The organism is Daejeonella sp., assembly GCF_030684675.1.
In the GTDB taxonomy this organism is placed as follows: Bacteria; Bacteroidota; Bacteroidia; order Sphingobacteriales; family Sphingobacteriaceae; genus Daejeonella.
Map to the genome: position 1 here is coordinate 39,946 of NZ_JAUXXZ010000023.1, position 14,521 is coordinate 54,466.

Below are 14,521 nucleotides of genomic sequence, written 5' to 3' on the forward strand. Positions count from 1 at the left end.
ATGAAGAACGAAATTTCTGAAACTAAACACAGGAGAGATTTTCTAAAAACCTCAGCCATCCTTACCGGTGGTGCATTATTGAGTGGAATTCCACTTGCAGGAGCCTATGCAAGCGGCTCCGACGTTATTAAAGTTGCCCTAATCGGCTGTGGCAGCCGCGGTACAGGAGCTGCATTTCAGGCCCTGAGTACGAAGTTCAATCTAAAGCTTGTAGCCATGGCAGATGCTTTTCCCGATAAACTCGAGAAAAGCTATCAGACCCTTCTGACAAAATTCGGTGCTGAAAAAATCAGTGTTCCGGCTGATAAAAAGTTTGTTGGCTTCGATGGTTATATCGCAGCCATGCAGGATGCTGATGTAGTTATGCTTTGTACTCCTCCGGGATTCAGGCCAGCACATTTTGCAGAAGCAGTAAAACAGAACAAACAGATCTTCATGGAGAAGCCGGTTGCAACCGATTCGCCGGGTATCCGAAGTGTATTAGCAACAGCTGAAGAAGCAAAGCGTAAAAAACTGAACGTAGTCGTTGGACTCCAGCGTCATTATCAGAAAAATTACCGTGAGATCATCGACAGAGTTCACCAGGGTGGAATCGGAGATGTTATTTCAGGACAGGTGTACTGGAACAGCGGTGGTGTATGGGTAAATCCACGCCAGCCAAACCAAACAGAGATGGAATATCAAATGAGAAACTGGTATTATTTCAACTGGCTTTGCGGCGATCATATCGTTGAGCAGCATGTTCATAATATCGACGTAGCCAACTGGGTAAAAAACAAATATCCTGTTTCAGCATATGGCGCAGGTGGTCGCTTTTTAAGAACCGGAAAAGATTATGGAGAGATCTTCGACAGTCACTCTGTTGAATTCGTTTACGATGATGGTAGCGTAATCTCAAGTCAGTGCCGTCACTATACCGGTGGTGCAAACCGTGTGGATGAATCCTTCCAGGGGACTAAAGGCAAGGTCTTCCTTGATTCGAGTAATATTGGTAAGATTTGGGATCATAAAGGGAAAGTGCTGGTAAATTATGAAGGAAAAGGCGATGCCAATCCATACCAAACTGAGCACGATGAATTATTCGCAGCCATTACTGCCGGTCAGTTCAAGTTTTCGGATGCAGAAAATGCCGCAAAAAGTACAATGACCGCAATTCTGGGTCGTTATGCATCCTATTCAGGTAATGTGGTTAAATGGGATGAGGCCCTGAATTCGGAGATCAGTCTGATGCCTGAACGCCTCGCATGGGATGCATTGCCTAAAGTTTTACCAAATTTCGATGGCACCTATCCCTATGCAATTCCTGGAGTAACAAAAGTGGTCTGAGAAGCTTAAAAAATAAATACTATGAAACGAAGTGAATTCATAAAAAGCAGCGTCATGCTCGGTTTGGGTGCAACTGCCGCCAGCTCAACTCTTGCTGCAGCTATGCCTGCAGCTAACAAGGCAGAAAAAACCTTTAATCTGGATTATGCACCGCATGCAGGCATGTTTGCTGCCCATTCCGGAGAAAATTTTATCGATCAGATTAAATTCATGCACGACCAGGGTTTTAGAAGCATTGAGGACAATGGTCTCATGAAGCGCCCGGTAGCTTTGCAGGAAGAAATAGGGAATACCCTGGCAAAGCTCAACATGACCATGGGAGTATTCGTTGTCGATAAAGGCGGAAACGGTGCAAACACCCTCGCAGCAGGCAAAAAAGAATACATCGACATCTTCTTAAACGGATGCCGTCAGGCTGTTGAGGTAGCCAAGCGGGTTAACGCAAAATGGGCAACAGTAGTTCCCGGTGATTTTGAGCGCGCTCTTCCCATAGGTATACAAACCGGAAATGTAATCGAGGCATTGAGACGCGGTGCCGAAATTCTGGAACCGCATGGATTAATTATGGTGCTTGAACCACTCAGTGACACCCCTAACCTATTCCTGCGTCATTCCGACCAAACCCATCTGATCTGTAAAGGTGTAAATAGTCCTTCCTGTAAGATCCTGTACGATATTTACCACATGCAGCGCAATGAAGGCAATCTGATTCCGAGCATGGAGAAATGCTGGGATGAAATCGCCTACATTCAGATCGGTGATAATCCTGGAAGAAAAGAACCAGGAACCGGCGAGATCAATTACCGGAATGTATTCAAATACATTGATGGTAAAGGCTTTAAGGGAGTACTCGGAATGGAGCATGGAAATGCAATACCGGGCAAAGACGGAGAACTCGCGTTGATCAAAGCTTATCGGGAAGCTGATAAGTTTAAATAAACTGTTTGGATTTTAAATCTTTATGGGTAAGATATAGAGATGATTTTCATTTATGCTAAAAGGTTTATCATCTGAAAAACTGCTGTTCTGCAATCTTTAATGGTAGCCCCCCTTTGCGCTCATACTCCACAGGCCTTAAGCACAGGCCGGTATCCGCTGCAATCGGGTTTAAGAACCAAAGGCAGTACTTAAAAACCTAATCAGTCCCAATTAAAAATGGACTTATAAAGCTGAAAATTCTGATGAACCTGTCCCGCTTTGAGGGACAGGTTCATTTCATTTATTAAAAGAAAAAAACTTACAATCAATCCACTTTCAAGATCGTTCCCTGAATCGATCTGGTCCTATTATCCTTATTGAAATAATAAACAACCAGAACCCGCTTCTTATCTAACTGTACCGGCCAGGTGTAGCCGATATCGCTACTCCCACCATCCTCACGTAGAATAATCTCTGGTGCTGTTTTAAAATCAGTACACTCCTCATTCAGAATCCGGGCACGGATTCCAAAAGGCTTGTGGCGGTAGCCATAGGTGATCAGCACCCGCTTATCCGGAAGTCGGAGGGCATTCAAAGGATGACCCTTAAATCCCATGCTCTCCCATTTGCTGAAAGTTTTGCCTTCATCTGTTGAACGGGCAATACAAGCCTGGTCTTCATAGCCTGCTGTCCTCAGGAATGCGAGAATATCCCCCTTTGGAGTTTCATAAACCGAGGTCTCATTGAATGAAATTTTATCATCTACAGCCACAGGAGCGGAATAATTCCAGGTCTGACCCTTATCGTCAGAATTGATCAGATGAACAGAAGTTTTTCCGGGAGCATGGCTTGCTGCCACCGCCCAGAAGATTCTTCCGCTCTTGCCTTCATACAGGGCACCACGGTTGTAGGCCGGGACAGGATCGCCCATCGGATTAATATTGATCTCAGGCTCAATATGAGGTGGATAGATTGGCTGCTCCCAGTTCTCTCCTCCATCTTTTGAACGTACCAGATAGCCTCCTAAAAACACTGCACCCCCGGTCAGGAAATAAGGCTTTTTAAGATTTACCATACCATCGGGTCGGACAAATGCCCAGCCATAACTCGTACACAATAAGGTGCCGTCGCGCAGTTGTAGTAAACAAGGATCCTGAGATCCACCAAATGGGTGAGCATAGATCAGTTCCGGATTCTTTGACCAGTTTTCTCCATCTTTCGACCTTAATGAAACCAGATAACTGTTTGGATCAACATGCTCCGTATGGTCTTCCCCAAATACCTTACGATCGGGTGCCCGTCTGAAAGCCAATAACAATTCCCCGTTTGGGCGTTTTACAATCGATGGAAATGAGGAATAGAATTGAGGGTCTTCATAGATCATAATGTCTTTGATCTTTTGAACTCCGGGGATGCTGTCCTTCCTGAGTGGCTCATCGGGAAAATTCGAGTTGCCCGTATTTGCAATGATGCCGAAACCATTGGTTGTGATGCAAAGAACAAGCACACAAACTTCAAATGCCAGAATTAATCTCAATTTTTTCATAAAAAGGCTTGAAAAAAGAAACTATCTCCTCCAGCCATTTTGAGGAGACACGATTTGTTCAGAGAACAAATTAATAAAAAGAAAGAGGAAATGTTTGTTGATCTTTATTTAAGGACAAAATTTTGTTTCAAGAGCGCTAAGTTCCTTCTCTTCGTTCAGGATTACAGGTTGGTAGGCTGCTAAGTAAATAATAGGGTACTAAAACACTGTCATCCCGATAGCTGCCCTTCAGCAGCTGAGGGAACTTAGCGCTAAGAAATGAGAATTTTTCTTCAATTGGTGAAGATCCCTCCTGCGTCGGGAAGACAGGTAAAACGTTCAGGATGACAGGTTGCAAGGCTGCTAAGTAAATAATAGGGTACTAAACGCAATGTCATCCCGATAGCTGCCCTTCAGCAGCTGAGGGAACTTAGCGCTATGGAATGAGAATTTTTCTTCAATTGGTGAAGATCCCTCCTCCGTCGGGAAGACAGGTAAAACGTTCAGGATGACAGGCTGGAAGGCTGCTAATAATGACTAAGCAATCTTATGAGTTTAGTAATAATAGTGAGGAGATTGCTTCTCCGCCCAGAGCGGATCGCAATGACATAACGCTATGCTACCCTACCATTGACTAACCCATCCTATCCCAAAACCGTAAAAACCAAAAAAGCCACTGGAATAGCAAGAATCATCCCAATAATAACCAGCGATTCTTTATGCGCAAAATTTAAGGTCCAGCCGATGCCGATACGCTTTTCAATCCATATAGAAGGATCACTCGGATTGAAATAGATAATGCCCCATTTCCAAAACTCATTATTCTGCCTGTTGAAATCATCCATGGTTGGCTCTTGCTTAAATAATTTCTAATAGTTTGTAGGTAACAAAACAATTCCTTGCTTGCTTCTATCCCCTAAATTACTGATATTCAGAAAACTTTGCAAAAAATCTGATTCAATACCTAAACTTAAAATCTATGACTGTTCATACCCAAAGATCATTCAAACAGTTTAACCAAAAGTCGCTAAGGTTTACACTCATCATCCTCTTCGGAACTTTTCTTATTTCCTGCGGCAAATCAGGCTTTGATAATTTAGCTGTCAAATGTCTGAAAGAACCGGTCGAAATTATCAGGGATGAATGGGGTGTGAATCATATCTATGCGAAAAATCAGCATGATCTGTTCTTTGCCCAGGGATATGCCGCAGCCAAAGACCGCCTGTTTCAGTTCGAAATATGGAGGAGACAAGCAACCGGAACCGTTGCAGAAATCCTCGGGGAACGGGAAATAAAGCGGGATATTGGTTCCCGATTATTTAAATTCAGAGGAGATATGAAGCAGGAAATGAATCATTATCATAAAGATGGTGAAGAGATCATTACTGCCTATAGCGATGGAGTGAATGCCTACATTGAAGAAATCCTTAAAAAGCCTGAAAAACTACCTATTGAGTTCAAATTGCTAAATATTAAACCCGGCAAATGGACCCCAGAAGTAGTCATCTCCCGGCATCAGGGTTTATTGGGAAATATTGGAGTAGAGCTAAAAACAGGCCGTGCAGTAGCCCGACTGGGTTCTGAAAAAGTGAAGGAGCTTTCCTCCTTCCATCCACAGGTTCCTGATATAGATCTTGATCCGGCAATCAATAAAGAATTATTATTTGATGATATTCTGGAATTGTATGATGCTTTCCGTGCGACTGTAAAATTCGAACCCGAAGATATTCAGGCGGAGTATCGCGGAGATAAGAAGCTGACCGCCGGTCTGAATATGCTACCTGCTGATGAATCAAAAGAAGATAAACTTTCAATAGGCAGCAATAACTGGGTCGTGGGAGCAAATAAAATGGCCGATGTAGCTGCTTTCATGGCCAATGACCCCCATCGTACAATTTCTGTTCCATCACTTCGCTATATGAGTCACCTGGTCGCGCCCGGATGGAATGTAGTGGGTGGTGGAGAGCCAGAAATTCCGGGTATTTCAATCGGGCATAATGAATATGGGGCTTGGGGTTTAACCATTTTCGGTACCGATAGTGAAGATCTTTATGTTTACGATCTAAATCCAAATAATCTGCGTCAATATCAATATCAGGGGAAATGGGAGGATATGAAAGTCATTCAGGAAAGGATTAAAGTGAAAGGTAAAGCTGATGTATCAGTTGATTTGCTTTATACCCGTCATGGACCGGTAAGCCATGTCGATAGCCTGAATAAAAAGGCCTATGCAGTCCGCTGCGGATGGCTGGAACCTGGTGCAGCACCTTATTTGGCCTCCTTAAGAATGGATCAGGCGAAAAGCTGGGAAGAATTCCGCGAGGCCTGCTCTTACAGTCATATCCCAAGTCTGAACATGGTATGGGCTGATAAGCAAGGAAATATTGGCTGGCAGGTAGTTGGTTATCAGCCAATTCGGAAAAAATCAAGCGGACTGGTACCAGTACCCGGCGATGGTCGCTTTGAATGGGAAGGCCGTTTGCCAATTAAAGAACGTCCGCATACCTATAATCCTTCCAAAGGCTTTTTTGCGACTGCCAATCAGAATCTGACCCCTGAGAGCTTTAATCGCTGGGATGCTACCGGCTTTGCCTGGGCAGATCCCTTTCGCGGAAACCGCATCAATGAGGTTTTGAGCACGGATAAAAAATTAACAATGGATGATATGAAAGCCCTTCAGGTTGATTATCTGTCGATTCCGGCAAGAACAATCACTCCTCTGCTGAATAATTTATCCCTTTCTGGAAAAGAGGCAGAGGCAAGAGAACAACTCAAGGCCTGGGATTTTAAACTCAACCCGAATTCCATTGAAGCTGCAATCTATGTAGCATGGGAAAATCAGGTCAAATCACAAGCTGCTGAACGATTTATTCCGGTATCAGTTAAAGGTTTGATTTCTCTGCAGACTAAGAAGATAATCGATTGGGTCATGAACCCGGACAAAAAATTCGGTTCAAACCCAATTGCCGGCCGCGATCGCTTTTTAGCTGAAACCTTTAGCGCCGGGTTAAAAGATCTCGAAGAAAAGCTTGGTCCTGATAAGAGCAAATGGCAATACGGACAGGCAAAATATAAACACAGCTATATGGCTCATGCATTGGGGCATCTCGTAAAAGACAGCATTAAAGCAAGTTTAGATCTCGGTCCCCTGCCTCGCGGCGGTTATGGCGATACTCCGGGTTCAACCAGCGGAAATTTACGCCAGAATGCAGGTGCTTCCTTCCGCATCATCGTAAATACCGGCGATTGGGATGCCGCGGTAGCGACCAATGGTCCGGGCCAATCAGGTGATCCTGCAAGTCCCTTTTACAGAAACCTTTTTGAGCCCTGGACCAAAGACCAGCATTTCCCAATCTATTATTCCAGAGATAAGATTGAGAAGGTAAGCGTAAGTAAGACCTTACTGAAACCTGAATAAGCCTAAATCATCACGCAAGAGGGACAAGCTCGCAGACCCAGAGCTTGTCCTTTTTTTATGAAATCAATATCATTTCCTTCCAGATGTGTATTTTGGCTCCTGAACAATTAAATACCTATGGATATCGTACAAAATGTCAATTCACTAAAAATTGATCTTGAAAATTTACCTAAACCGGGCGGTTCTTATACCGCAGTCAATACCCGCGGCAATATTGCTTATGTTGCAATTCAGTTTCCGATAAAGAATGGGCAGCTCCAGCATGCCGGCCGTTTGGGTGATCAGATCAGCACGGAACAGGGTTATGAAGCTGCAAGAATCTGTGCAAGGAATATCATCGGACAGATTCAAAAATTCATTGGATTTGAAAATGTTGAAGGCCTCAATCATCTTGACATCTATTTTCAGAATGCTGAGAACTGGAATGATGGTCCAGCAGTAGCAAACGGTGCTTCTGAACTCTTTAATGAGGTACTGGGAGGAGCAGGAATACATACCCGCACAATAATTGGTGTACACTCCCTTTCCAGAAATTCCTGCATTTCAATTACCAGTTCCTTCACCTTAAAATCGAAATAATGCCTGCATCTTTTAAACAGCAAATACTTAGTTTCAGCACCCTATGAATCAATTTATACTTCGAAACATAAAAACTTTTGAAATGATCGGGGTCATTATGCGGATTTTCAGCTTTACGCTGGTCAGTTGGCTCGGTCCCGATAGCCCCTTTCTTTTTGTATGGGTTTTCAATACCATTGATGCTATTCTTCTTTCCTGGTGTGCGATACTCAAAAAAGACCGTGCCTATACCCTATTGAATGTGTTCTGGATTCTTGTTGGGATTATTGGAATTTTGAGAGCCATTGGCTACATTTAATTTAACCCTGAGAAATAGCTTGTTTTGGTATTGAACAATAAAAAGAATATGAGAAATTTCATTATTACAGGTATTTTGTTCCTTTTAGCTTCCTGCGGACAAAATGCAGAAGTACAGGGTCCGGCAGATCAGATCAGATTTGTGAACTATGTCAAATCAATCCGGGATGTTGTAAATGCTTCAGAACAGGATAAAGCCAATCGGAGTATCCTGCTCGACAATGGGGTAATTTCTACTAAAGCCTATGTAAAAGACAGTCTGGCTTTAAAGTTTAATTCCTGGCAGGCTACTCTGGTTGAAATCATCGAAAAGCCGGCTTCTATTGAAGTAAATTTCAGTATTCCGCTTGATCCTTCTAATAAATCTGCCCAGAAGTCGATTATTTTAAGCAGTATGCTGGAAATAAACAAAAAGGAAATGATAAAGGGATTAAAAACAGGCGATCAGGTGAAAATTAGTGGAAATTTTATTGAAAAAGAGGGATTTATTGATATCGATAGTTATAGTGATTATAAGTTTTCGAAGAATGTGTTTGATAATCCGGAATTCAAAATAGAGTGGATAATTGAGAATTGAGAGGGGAGAATTAAAAACGGATAGTAAATTAAGCCACGATGTCATCCCTGACACAGGAGGGAACTTAGCCATTGAATTGATAGTTGAGAGTGGAGAGTTGAGAATGTGGATTTCGTAGCTTGAGAACATAATTTGGGGTGGTAAATAAACAGGGAATTATATACATGGAAAACGATAAAGTTAAGAACATATCAAGGCTCAGTTTTTTAAAGAACACGGGTATTATCGCTGCGGGATTAACTTTTCTGCCGGAATTACTGAGTGCGGAATTGAAGGAAAGTCTTTTGGGCAGGCAAATGACCGGAGATGGGATTTTGGATTATCAGATCATTATTCCGGCACAGGCGAACGGGATTGAGAAGGAGGCAGCCTTGCAGCTGCAGAAGTATTTATCCAAATTATCTGTTAAGGCGGTTCCAATTTCAGAAGAAGGGAAATCAGTAGTAAAAAATGGTATTTACCTCGGTGAAACGGATTATGCGAAAGCCAGGCAGATCAATTTTATTCAGCTACCTGAAGCCGGTCTTATCCGGAAAACTGTTGGGAACAATTTTATAATTGCCGGTAGTGCGAAGAGGGGATTACTTTTTGGCGTTGTTGATCTGCTGGAAGATCTGGGTTTCAGGAAATATTCACCTGAGATTGCGACAAGTCCAAAAGCTAAGACTTTCAATCTACCCAAGACTGAAAAGGTGGTTGAGCCTAAGATCAAATACAGAACCACCTCCTACAGCCAAATGGCTGATCAGGAGTATTCAGACTGGCACAAACTTTCATCGAGGGATGACTGGGGATTATTTGTACATACCTTTAACACGCTGGTTCCGCAGCAACAATATGCCCAAAGCCATCCCGAATATTATTCACTGATCGATGGTAAAAGACGACCGGGAACCCAGTTATGCCTGTCGAATCCTGAAGTTTTAAAGATTCTTGTTGCCAGCCTGAAAAACAAAATAAAGGAAAAACCAAATTCCAGCTATTGGTCTGTTAGTCAGGATGATAACGACAGGTATTGCCAATGTGATGGCTGTAAGGCATTGAATGAAAAATACGGAAATGTCCCAAGTGGCTCGATCATTTATTTTGTCAATCAGGTCGCACGCGAAATTCCCGATAAGATCATTTCAACTTTGGCTTATTGGTACTCCCGCAAGGCTCCAAAAAACATTGAAATTGAGCCCAATGTTAATATTATGCTTTGCAATATTGAAAGTTCGCGTCAGGCTCCGGTTTATGTCACAGATCCGGCTTTTTCAAAAGACCTGAAAGATTGGGGTGCACTTTCAAAAGATATCATCATCTGGGATTACAATATACAGTTCACCAATTTTATATCCCCTTTTCCAAATCTGTATACCTTAAAACCCAATATTAAATTCTATACCGATAATCGCGTAAATGCTTTGTTCATGCAGGCAAACAACGAAGCAGCAGCCGAAATGGCCCTGCTGCGCTCTTACCTGATCAGCAAATTAATGTGGGATCCTGATGCAGATGATAAAGCAATTATCAATGAATTTCTGAACGGATATTTCGAAGCGGCAGCTCCATTTATCCGTCAGTACATTGAAAGCATGCAGGAATCACTCGTAAAAAGTGGCATGGTACTGAGTATTTTCGGGGATCCTATCCATGCAAAAAATGCCTATTTGTCGGCAGGAATGATGCAGCAGTACAAGCAGCTTTTTGATAAAGCCGAAAAGGCAGTAGCTTCAAAACCTGAATTATTAAAGCGCGTAAAAACTGCCCGTTTACCTCTCATGTATGCCGAGATACAAATTGGCCGCACAGAGATCAATACCGACCGAAGCATGTTCCGGAAGGACAGTGCCGGGCGGGTTTTACCTAAAGCAGAATTTAAAACCCTGGTCAATAGTTTTGCAGATGGCTGTACCCTGGATAAGGTCAAACTGGTGCGGGAAAGAAGCGGAACACCGGAACATTATCGTGCATCCTATATGCGGATTTTTGACAATATGGAAGGAATGAGCGCTGTTAAATCATTCCAGAAAAAAATCATCCCAATCAGCAAAGCGAATCCTAAATCAAAAGCTTTGGAAAGCCTGACCGACGGCATTTTTGCATCCTATGAATCATGGCAGGAAGCCGATCAGAACTGGGTATATTGTACCGCCGAACATATGGATTTTATCCTTGATCTCGGAGAAGTCATTCCTGTCAATTCTTTAAACATGGATTTCCTGAACCCGCAGGCACAACCCGACTGGCATTTGTTTGCTTTGCCAAAATTTGTTAGCTATTCCCTTTCTTCGGATGGTAAGGAATACAGCGAAGCCATTACAATCAGCAACCCCCATAACCCAAACCCGCTCGAAAACCAGGGAATTATAAAAATCTCATTCCTCCCATTTCTGGCAGAATTAAAATCAGGGACGAAAACCCGATACATTAAAGTCCATGCAGAAAGCTGGTTAAAAACTCCATCCTGGCATATTAGATCAGGGCAACCGCTTTCAATTTATACGGATCAGATTGCGGTGAGGTGAGGGGGAAAGGATTACTTAATATTAGGTTAAATTAAGGAGATACTACAATTAATCTTCTGTCCGTAAGGTTTCCATCGGTTACCATAATTGATTGTCCGGTACTACAGTAATTAACTGTTGTACAGTTTCAGCGCAGCGTCTCCGGATTGTCGAATGATGAAGAGCCCCACCTACGCTATTGTCCTTTCCCCATCATAAGCAGATGAAAATATACTCAAATTTCCTATGTTTGGGTCTATGACCCAGCCAACTACCCCCGCGAATCCGGTACGCCGTATTTTAGCAGCGAGCCTCATCGGCACCACCATTGAGTTTTTCGATTTTTATATTTATGCCACTGCTGCGGTACTGGTCTTTCCGAAACTATTTTTCTCAGCTTTGGATCCAGCTATGGCTACGCTCGAGTCGCTGGCTACTTTTGCACTGGCCTTTTTTGCAAGGCCCCTGGGTGCAGCACTATTCGGACATTTCGGCGATCGCAAAGGTCGTAAGGCGACGCTCGTTGCTGCGCTTATGACGATGGGTCCATCCACTGTCGCCATCGGACTCTTGCCGGGCTATGCCTCTATAGGCATTGCAGCCCCGATATTACTGGCCGTATTTCGTTTCGGTCAGGGATTAGGCCTGGGTGGTGAATGGGGAGGTGCAGTTTTACTGGCGACAGAAAATGCCCCTCCACACAAAAAAGCATGGTACGGTATGTTTCCGCAATTGGGTGCGCCAATAGGTTTCCTTTTATCTACAGGTTCTTTTTTTATACTGAGCAGAACCATGAATGATAGCGACTTTATAAACTATGGCTGGCGTATACCATTCATAGCCAGTGCATTGCTCGTATTTGTGGGCCTCTATGTGCGATTAAAAATTACCGAAACGCCTGATTTTATGAAGATCGTCGACAATAAGCAACAATCAAAAATGCCGGTTAAGGATGTGTTTGTAAAACATACCAAAGCCATCACTTTAGGTACACTAGCAACGATCACCACCTTCCTGCTCTTTTATTTAATGACTGTATTTACGCTGAGCTGGGGTACAACGGCGCTGAATTACACTAAAAGTGATTTCCTGATCCTGCAAATGGTCTCTATGCTGTTCTTCGGATTAGGCATCCCCCTATCTGCCTGGCTGGCTGATAAATATGGACGTAATGAAATGCTGGTTGCAGCAACTATTGGGATCATGTTGTTCGGACTTTTCTTTGCTTTCATATTTATCTCAGACAACCTATTTCTCACAGGAGTATTCCTTTCACTGGGTATGTTCCTGATGGGCCTTAGTTACGGACCAATAGGTACTGCACTTGCAGGGATCTTTCCGGCGCCTGTGCGTTATACCGGCGCATCCCTGGCTTTTACCCTGGCCGGGATTTTAGGTGCTTCCTTAACACCCTATTTAGCTACCACCCTTGCGCAGAATTACGGACTTGCCTATGTGGGTTATTATCTGACCATTGCTGCTGGACTTACGCTGCTGGCTTTGCTGGGATCGAGGAAAATGATGAAGGAGGTTTAAGCTAAAAGCAGAAAGCTTAAAGCCTAAAGCAAAAAGTCATAACCATAGAATAGAAATTAAAATGAGTACATAGAAAGCATAAACAAATAACAACATGAGAAATTTAATTTTTTTTATGCACACTTCACTTGATGGTTTTGTTGCAGGACCTAAGGGGGAATTGAACTGGGCAAAATTAGATGATGAGATTTTTGACTTTGTTGCAACAATGACCGACAAGGCTGACACCGCACTTTACGGACGGGTAACTTATCAATTAATGGAAAGTTATTGGCCCACTGCTGCCGATCATCCAAATTCCTCAAAACACGACAAAGAGCATTCAGTCTGGTACAAGAAAGTCCACAAAGTTGTTTTATCAAAGACAATCAGTGCAAAAGGACTTGAAAACACAACAGTTATTAGCGACAAACTCACAGAGAACATAAATAAAATCAAAAATCAGGAAGGGAAGAATATTTTAATCTTTGGAAGTCCGACAGCTTCACATTCATTGTTAAGTGAGGGTTTGATTGACGAATTTTGGTTATTTGTTAATCCGGTCTTACTGGGAGAGGGCATTCCTTTATTTAAAGGGATCAGCGAAACGACAAAGCTGAATCTTATCGAAACGAAAACATTTGATTGCGGAGTGATTGCACTACACTACCTTAAAGCTTAAAGCAGAAAGCTTAAAGACTAGCAGGCTGAGAGGACAAAAGGGTATATTCCAAAAGCTTTTGGCAGTAACGATTTGAATCTCAATCAATTCGTATATTTGTATCATGACAAGTTTGATAGACATCAAAAACACATTAAGAAACCATAAAGCACGGCTAACAGATAAGTATGGCTTGAGTTTTATGGCGATTTTTGGATCATATGGTCGTGGTCAACAGACAGAAAACAGTGACATAGACATTTTAGTTGACTTTCAAAGGCCTATTGGGGTTGAATTTATTGACTTAGCTAATGAACTTGAAAAACTTCTTAAGGTAAAGGTTGATCTGGTTTCAAGAAAAGGAATAAGGCCTCAATATTTGAAACAAATCGAACAAGAGTTAGATTATGTCTAAACGAGATCCAAAACTTTTACTTGCTGACATCCTTGAAGCCGTTAAAAAGATAAAAAGATATACAGTTTGACTATCTTATGAACTTTTCTCAGAAGATTCAAAGACACAGGATGCAGTAATTCGTAATTTTGAAATAATTGGAGAAGCTGCTAATCGGCTTCCTGAAGAATTTAAAGATCAACATTCGGCGGTTGACTGGTTTAGAATTATCGGATTCAGAAACCGAATAGTTCATGATTACATGGGTGTGGATTACGAGATCGTTTGGACAATAATTCAGAATGACATTGACAAATTATCCTATGATATAAAAAATTTATCTCTCAATAAATAAATACCCAATCTACTAACAGATCACAAGACTATGCCCTGTATCTCGTTTAGCTTTGAAAATCGTTCCAATAAACAAAGAATATGACAGAAAGAAAACTCTCAGAATTAACAGACAAAGGATTATTGCAGGTAGTAAAAAAAATGAAATCTAATTCAATTATGAATGCTGTATTAATTGGCTTTCTGGCAGGTATTATAATTTATAGTGTTGTGAAAAACACTTTAGGATTGTTGACACTAATCCCTCTGTTCTTAGCATATAAATTGGTTAATAAGTCGAATCCTAATAAACAGGAATTAGAAAATCTTTTAAAAGAACAGAATTTAAAATAACGTGGATTCAAAATTGAATTCTTAAGGAAATTACTCTTTTAGGTGGTTCTATCATCATTATATTTAGCACTTAAATTACAAGTAGCACCAATCAACATTAGAATTTTAATCCAAAGAATAAGAAATTTATTTTAA

13 protein-coding genes and 1 pseudogene are annotated in these 14,521 nt (G+C 42.0%); 12 read left to right on the plus strand and 2 right to left on the minus strand.

Annotation, left to right across the window (positions count from 1 at the left end; translation table 11 throughout):
- Together Q8M41_RS03725 and Q8M41_RS03730 are read left to right on the plus strand one after the other, a co-directional pair.
- Nucleotides 1–1,326 (plus strand): Gfo/Idh/MocA family oxidoreductase, encoded by a 1,326-nt coding sequence (locus tag Q8M41_RS03725; protein WP_305363902.1) that lies wholly within the window; start codon nucleotides 1–3, stop codon nucleotides 1,324–1,326.
- Nucleotides 1,327–1,347: 21 nt separating this feature from the next.
- On the plus strand, nucleotides 1,348–2,265 hold the full coding sequence (locus Q8M41_RS03730) for a hydroxypyruvate isomerase family protein (RefSeq protein WP_305363903.1): 918 nt from the start codon (nucleotides 1,348–1,350) through the stop codon (nucleotides 2,263–2,265).
- Nucleotides 2,266–2,569: 304 nt separating this feature from the next.
- Here Q8M41_RS03730 and Q8M41_RS03735 read toward each other — a convergent pair whose 3' ends face one another.
- Both Q8M41_RS03735 and Q8M41_RS03740 read right to left on the minus strand, forming a co-directional pair.
- On the minus strand, nucleotides 2,570–3,790 hold the full coding sequence (locus tag Q8M41_RS03735; RefSeq protein WP_305363904.1) for a sialidase family protein: 1,221 nt from the start codon (nucleotides 3,788–3,790) through the stop codon (nucleotides 2,570–2,572).
- 623 nt (nucleotides 3,791–4,413) lie between these two features.
- A complete protein-coding gene (locus Q8M41_RS03740) occupies nucleotides 4,414–4,614 on the minus strand; it encodes a DUF5808 domain-containing protein (protein ID WP_305363905.1) in 201 nt (66 codons plus the stop codon).
- 134 nt (nucleotides 4,615–4,748) lie between these two features.
- Here Q8M41_RS03740 and Q8M41_RS03745 point away from each other — a divergent pair, with 134 nt between their 5' ends.
- The 10 genes and pseudogenes from Q8M41_RS03745 to Q8M41_RS03785 all read left to right on the plus strand — a co-directional run bounded on the left by Q8M41_RS03745 (nucleotide 4,749) and on the right by Q8M41_RS03785 (nucleotide 14,386).
- Nucleotides 4,749–7,187, plus strand: a complete 2,439-nt coding sequence (locus tag Q8M41_RS03745) for a penicillin acylase family protein (RefSeq protein ID WP_305363906.1) — start codon at nucleotides 4,749–4,751, stop codon at nucleotides 7,185–7,187.
- A 117-nt stretch (nucleotides 7,188–7,304) separates the two neighbouring features.
- Complete coding sequence (locus tag Q8M41_RS03750; protein WP_305363907.1) at nucleotides 7,305–7,766, plus strand: RidA family protein; 462 nt, start codon at nucleotides 7,305–7,307, stop codon at nucleotides 7,764–7,766.
- An 82-nt stretch (nucleotides 7,767–7,848) separates the two neighbouring features.
- Nucleotides 7,849–8,064, plus strand: a complete 216-nt coding sequence (locus Q8M41_RS03755) for a hypothetical protein (RefSeq protein WP_305363908.1) — start codon at nucleotides 7,849–7,851, stop codon at nucleotides 8,062–8,064.
- A 48-nt stretch (nucleotides 8,065–8,112) separates the two neighbouring features.
- A complete protein-coding gene (locus Q8M41_RS03760; protein WP_305363909.1) occupies nucleotides 8,113–8,640 on the plus strand; it encodes a hypothetical protein in 528 nt (175 codons plus the stop codon).
- Nucleotides 8,641–8,804: 164 nt separating this feature from the next.
- Nucleotides 8,805–11,150: a DUF4838 domain-containing protein gene (locus Q8M41_RS03765; RefSeq protein ID WP_305363910.1), complete on the plus strand. Its 2,346-nt coding sequence runs from the start codon at nucleotides 8,805–8,807 to the stop codon at nucleotides 11,148–11,150.
- A 237-nt stretch (nucleotides 11,151–11,387) separates the two neighbouring features.
- Entirely contained in the window at nucleotides 11,388–12,665 is a 1,278-nt protein-coding gene (locus Q8M41_RS03770) for an MFS transporter (protein ID WP_305363911.1), read from the plus strand.
- 94 nt (nucleotides 12,666–12,759) lie between these two features.
- On the plus strand, nucleotides 12,760–13,326 hold the full coding sequence (locus Q8M41_RS03775) for a dihydrofolate reductase family protein (protein WP_305363912.1): 567 nt from the start codon (nucleotides 12,760–12,762) through the stop codon (nucleotides 13,324–13,326).
- 103 nt (nucleotides 13,327–13,429) lie between these two features.
- A complete protein-coding gene (locus Q8M41_RS03780; RefSeq protein WP_305363913.1) occupies nucleotides 13,430–13,720 on the plus strand; it encodes a nucleotidyltransferase family protein in 291 nt (96 codons plus the stop codon).
- 85 nt (nucleotides 13,721–13,805) lie between these two features.
- A pseudogene (locus Q8M41_RS18180) lies at nucleotides 13,806–14,054 on the plus strand (DUF86 domain-containing protein); the annotation flags it as partial.
- Nucleotides 14,055–14,134: 80 nt separating this feature from the next.
- Entirely contained in the window at nucleotides 14,135–14,386 is a 252-nt protein-coding gene (locus tag Q8M41_RS03785) for a hypothetical protein (RefSeq protein WP_305363914.1), read from the plus strand.
- Nucleotides 14,387–14,521 lie beyond the last annotated feature (135 nt).